1 protein-coding gene and 1 pseudogene are annotated in these 3,466 nt (G+C 71.4%); both read right to left on the bottom strand.

Translation table 11 applies throughout. The annotated features are described in order from the left end of the window. Positions 1–168 precede the first annotated feature (168 nt). Positions 169–1,545, bottom strand: coding sequence for a dihydrolipoyl dehydrogenase (gene lpdA, locus D471_RS0118870; protein WP_017600054.1), 1,377 nt, complete (start codon positions 1,543–1,545; stop codon positions 169–171). A gap of 139 nt (positions 1,546–1,684) precedes the next feature. Continuing rightward, a pseudogene (locus D471_RS35105) lies at positions 1,685–3,185 on the bottom strand (leucyl aminopeptidase). Positions 3,186–3,466: the final 281 nt, after the last annotated feature.

The raw sequence follows: 3,466 nt of genomic DNA, 5'->3' as shown, positions 1-3,466 counted from the left end.
CACTGGGTGACGGTGCCCTCGGTGACGCTCTCACCCAGGGCGGGCATGGAAACGGAAGTCGGCATGGGTTCCTCGTTGGATCTGGGCGCGGAATCTGCCCAACGCCTTGACTGGGCAGCGCGGATGTGGCGGGGGCGGGCCGCGTCGGCCCGCCCCCGGGTGGTGCGGTCAGTCGTGGACGTGCAGGGGCTTGCCCGCCAGAGCCAGGTGCGCCTCGCCCAGCGCCTCGGACTGGCTCGGGTGCGGGTGGATGAGCTGGGCCACCTCCGAGGGCAGCGCCTCCCAGTTGTAGATCAGCTGGCCCTCGGCGATGAGCTCGCCGACGCGGCTGCCGACCATGTGGACGCCCAGGACCGGCCCGTCCTTCTCGGCGATGACCTTCACCGCGCCCTGCGTCTGGAGGATCTGGCTCTTGCCGTTACCCGCCAGGTTGTAGTTCATCTCGACCACGTCGTGGCCGCGCTCCTTGGCCGCCTTGCTGGTGAGGCCGACCGAAGCCACCTCGGGCTCGCAGTAGGTGACGCGCGGGACACCGTCGTAGTCGATCGCGGGCGGGTTGAGCCCGGCGATGTGCTCGGCGACGAAGATGCCCTCGGCGAAGCCGACGTGGGCGAGCTGGAGGGTCGGGATCAGGTCGCCGACCGCGTAGACGTTGCCCACACCGGTGTGCAGGTTCTCGTCCACCTTGACGAAGCCGCGCTCCAGGGCGATGCCCTGCTCCTCGTAGCCGAGGCCCTCGGAGACCGGGCCGCGTCCGATGGCGACGAGCAGCACCTCGGCATCGAGGGTCTTGCCACCCTGGAGGGTGACGGTGACACCGGCGTCGGTGGTCTTGACCGACTCGAACGGCGTGCCCAGCTCGTACTTGATCTTGCGCTTGCGGAAGGCCCGCTCCAGCAGCTTGGAGCTGGACTCCTCCTCCACGGGGACCAGGTGGGGAAGGGCCTCGACGATGGTGACGTCGGCTCCGTAGGAGCGCCAGACGCTGGCGAACTCCACGCCGATGACGCCGCCGCCCAGGACGATGACCGACTCGGGGACGCGGTTCAGGCCCAGGGCCTGGTCGCTGGTCATGACCTTCTCACCGTCGATGTCCAGACCCAGGGTCTTGGGCTGGGAACCGGTGGCGAGCAGGACGTTGCGCCCCTTGTAGACGGTGCCGTCGACGGTGACCTCGTCGGGGCCGGTCAGGCGGCCCTCACCCTCGACGACCGTGATCTTGCGGGACTTGACCAGCCCGCTCAGGCCCTTGTGCAGGCCACTGATCACCTTGTCCTTGTACTTGTGGACCGCGTCGATGTCGATGCCCTCGAAGGTGGCCTTGACACCGAAGTTCTCGCTCTCCTTGGCGGAGTCAGCGACCTCGGCCGAGTGCAGGAGCGCCTTGGTGGGGATGCAGCCGCGGTGCAGGCAGGTGCCCCCCAGCTTGTCTTTCTCGATCAGGATGACGCTCATGTCGAGCTCCGCCGCGCGCAGCGCCGCCGCGTAGCCGCCGCTGCCGCCGCCAAGGACGACGAGGTCGAATGTGCCGCCGCTCTCACTCACGGGAACGAACTCCTTGTTCAGTGGCTGGTGATTCCGGGTGGTGGGTCGCGGAACCGGCACGTGGGGGACGGCGCCCGGTCCGCGGGGACCGGGGAGGGGCGGCGCTCCGGCTCACGGGACCGCCGTCCCTCCCCGAGTCCTACTTGCCGGCGTACTCCTCGGCGATGCGGACCAGGGTGCGCGTGCCCGCGCCGGTTCCGCCCTTGGACGTGTAGCCGTGCGGTCCGCCCTGGTTGAAGGACGGGCCCGCGATGTCGAGGTGCGCCCACTTGACGCCGTCCTCGATGAACTCCTTGAGGAACACGCCCGCGGAGAGCATGCCGCCCCAGCGCTCCCCGGCCACGTTGGCGATGTCGGCCACGGACGAGTCCAGGCCGGCGCGCAGCTCGGAGGGCAGCGGCATCGGCCAGGCGGCCTCACCGGCGGCTCCGGCCGCGGCGACGACCTCGTCGCGGACGGTGTCGTCGTTGGACATGACGGCGAACACGCGGGTGCCGAGCGCGACGAGCTGGGCGCCGGTCAGCGTGGCGATGTCCACGATCAGGTCCGGCTCGTCCTCGTGCGCGCGGACCAGGGCGTCCGCCATGACCAGACGGCCCTCGGCGTCGGTGTTGAGGACCTCGACGGTCTTGCCGCCGTAGATGCTCAGGACGTCGGAGGGGCGCTGGGCGGTACCGCTGGGCATGTTCTCGGCCACGGCCAGGTAGGCCACGACGTTGACCTTCAGCTCCAGCGCGGCGATGGCGCGCATGGCGGCGAGCACGGAGGCGGCGCCGGCCATGTCGGACTTCATCCAGTCCATCGAGCCCGCGGGCTTGAGGGACAGGCCGCCGGAGTCGAACGTGATGCCCTTGCCGACGAAGGCGACGGTCTTGCCGGCCTCCGGGTGGCTGTGGGCCAGACGGACCAGCCGGGGCGGGTTGGTCGAACCCTGGCCGACTCCGGTCAGACCGCCGTAGCCGCCCTCGGCGAGGGCCTGCTCGTCCAGGACCTCGATCTGGAGGCCGGCCTGCCGGGCCGTGTCCTGGGCCGCCGCGGCCAGGTCCTCGGGGACCAGGTCCGCGGGGGCGGTGTTGACCAGGTCACGCGTCAGGGAGACGGCCTCGGCCAGGATCCTGGAGCGCTCCACGGCCTCGGCGGCGCCGGAGGCGGTGGAGACCACGGTCAGGTCGACGGTCCGGCCGTCGCGTTTGGCGGCCTTCTCCCCGGTGCGGTACCGGTCGAAGGAGTAGGCGNGGCGCCCCCGCGGCCGCCTCATCGGCGGTTCCGGCCGGCAGGGCCAGGGCGACGCGGCCGGTGCCCTCGGGGCGCGAGGACAGGGAACGCAGGGCCGCTCCGGCGGCGCGGGACAGGATGTCGGAGTCGACGGGACCGTCGGTGGGCGCCGGGCCGAGACCGACCGCGACGACGACCGGGGCCGTGACGGCTCCGAGGGAGGCAAGGGTGTGCACCTCCTCGGGTTCGCCGCTCGCTCCCAGGAGCGACAGGGTCGAGCCGAGGCCACCGGAGAAGGCGGCGTCGACGTCATGAGCGCCCGACGCGGGCTCCGGAGCGTCGCCTCCGGAGTGGTAACCGACGACAACCGCGTCGGCGTCGAGCGAACTGGGGGACTCCGTATGTACTGACAACGACGTGCTCACGTCCCCGATGCTAGTCGCCTCGTGAACGCGGCGGCGACGCGGCACCCCGCGCTCTCCCGGGCGCTGACGGGGCACTCCGTGCGCGGCGGGAGCAGGGGCGTTCCCCGGGGCGACCGCGTCCGCTCCACGCGGGGAGGCGGGCTCTGGTCGCCGGTGGGGGGTGTCGTACGGGGTCGCCCGGACCGGTCGGCTCTGCCCAGGCGGGCGGGGTGCGAAACTCCGTGTGAAAAAATGTGATGCTGGTGACATCGGTCCGCGGGGTGCTTGGAGCTTGGTGCGAA

Source organism: Nocardiopsis lucentensis DSM 44048 (genome assembly GCF_000341125.1).
Classification (GTDB): domain Bacteria; phylum Actinomycetota; class Actinomycetes; order Streptosporangiales; family Streptosporangiaceae; genus Nocardiopsis; species Nocardiopsis lucentensis.
Note: the sequence above shows the minus strand (reverse complement) of the source record. Positions and strands in the feature narration are given on the sequence as shown.